We start from the raw sequence: 2,102 nt of genomic DNA on the forward strand, positions 1-2,102 counted from the left end.
GGTGCGTGGCTGGCGCCGCCTGACCGGCCGCACGAATCCACCGGCCCCGCCGAAGGATGAGCGCGTACTGCCGGCCGCCCGCTGGCGCACCGTCGGTTCGATCCGTCGCTATATCCTGCTGGTGCTGATGCTCGGCCAGACGATCGTTGCCGGCTGGTACATGAAAGGCATCATGCCGTACCAGGGCTGGTCCTTCGTCGACTTTGACGAGATCCGCAACCAGACCCTGCTGCAAACCGCGACCCAGGTACTGCCTTACGCCCTGCAAACCAGCATCCTGGTGCTGTTCGGGATTCTGTTCTGCTGGGTCTCGGCCGGTTTCTGGACCGCGCTGATGGGCTTCCTGGAACTGCTGACCGGTCACGATAAATACCGTATCTCCGGTAAAAGTGCCGGTGACGAGCCGATTCCGAAAGACGCCCGCACCGCCCTGGTCATGCCGATCTGCAACGAAGACGTGCCCCGGGTATTTGCCGGCCTGCGCGCGACGTTCGAATCGGTGGCTGCCACCGGTGACCTGGACCGTTTCGACTTCTTCGTCCTCAGCGACAGCAACGAGGCCGACATCTGCATCGCCGAGCAGCAAGCCTGGCTCGACGTGTGCCGCGAAGCCGGTGGCTTCGGCAAGATCTTCTATCGCCGTCGTCGCCGTCGCGTCAAACGCAAGAGCGGCAACCTCGACGACTTCTGCCGTCGCTGGGGCGGTGACTACAAGTACATGGTGGTGCTCGACGCCGACAGCGTGATGAGCGGCGAATGCCTGACCAGCCTGGTGCGCCTGATGGAAGCCACGCCGGATGCCGGGATTATCCAGACCGCGCCACGTGCGTCGGGCATGGATACCCTGTATGCGCGCATGCAGCAGTTCGCCACCCGGGTGTACGGCCCGCTGTTTACCGCCGGCCTGCACTTCTGGCAGTTGGGTGAATCCCACTACTGGGGTCACAACGCGATCATCCGCATGAAGCCGTTTATCGAGCACTGCGCCCTGGCGCCGTTGCCGGGTAAAGGTGCGTTTGCCGGTGCGATTCTTTCCCACGACTTCGTTGAAGCTGCGCTGATGCGCCGTGCCGGCTGGGGCGTGTGGATTGCCTACGACTTGCCGGGCAGCTACGAAGAGCTGCCGCCGAACCTGCTGGACGAACTCAAGCGTGACCGTCGCTGGTGCCACGGCAACCTGATGAACTTCCGCCTGTTTTTGGTAAAAGGCATGCACCCGGTGCACCGTGCGGTGTTCCTCACCGGCGTGATGTCGTACCTGTCGGCGCCGTTGTGGTTCTTCTTCCTGGTGCTGTCCACGGCCTTGCTGGCGGTCAACACACTGATGGAGCCGCAATACTTCATGGCGCCGCGCCAGTTGTATCCGTTGTGGCCACAATGGCATCCGGACAAGGCGGTGGCGCTGTTCTCCACCACCATCGTGCTGCTGTTCCTGCCTAAGTTGCTGAGCATCATCCTGATCTGGGCCAAGGGCGCGAAAGAGTTCGGCGGCAAGTTCAAGGTGACCCTGTCGATGCTGCTGGAGATGCTGTTCTCCATGTTGCTGGCGCCGGTGCGGATGATTTTCCACACCCGTTTCGTACTGGCCGCGTTCCTCGGCTGGGCGGCGACCTGGAACTCGCCACAGCGTGACGACGACTCCACACCATGGAGCGAGGCAGTCAAGCGCCACGGTCCGCAGACCCTGCTCGGCTTCTTCTGGGCGCTGCTGGTGGTGTGGTTGAACCCAAGCTTCCTGTGGTGGCTGGTGCCGATCGTCGGTTCGCTGATGCTGTCGATTCCGGTGTCGGTGATTTCCAGCCGGGTCAAACTGGGCCTCAAGTCTCGCGACGAGAGCCTGTTCCTGATCCCCGAGGAATACAATCCGCCCCAGGCGCTGTTGTCGACCGACAAGTACACCCACGAAAACCGTTGGCATGCGCTCAATGACGGTTTTGTGCGGGCGGTGGTCGATCCGCAGCAGAACGCCCTGGCGTGCGCGTTGGCAACTTCCCGTCACGGGCAGGCGGAGCCGATTGAGTGGCTGCGTGTTGACCGGGTTCGCCACGCGTTGAAAGTCGGCCCGGCCGGCCTCAACAACGGTGAACGCCTGGCCTTGCTCA

Annotated in this window: 1 protein-coding gene; it reads left to right on the top strand. The window is 62.8% G+C overall.

The genetic code is table 11. From position 1 onward, the window contains the following. Positions 1 to 2,102: glucans biosynthesis glucosyltransferase MdoH (mdoH, locus tag HX846_RS22730; protein ID WP_178966130.1), on the top strand; the 2,102-nt coding region annotated here is incomplete at both ends.

It is taken from the genome of Pseudomonas sp. K5002, assembly GCF_013386655.1.
Taxonomy (GTDB): Bacteria; Pseudomonadota; Gammaproteobacteria; order Pseudomonadales; family Pseudomonadaceae; genus Aquipseudomonas.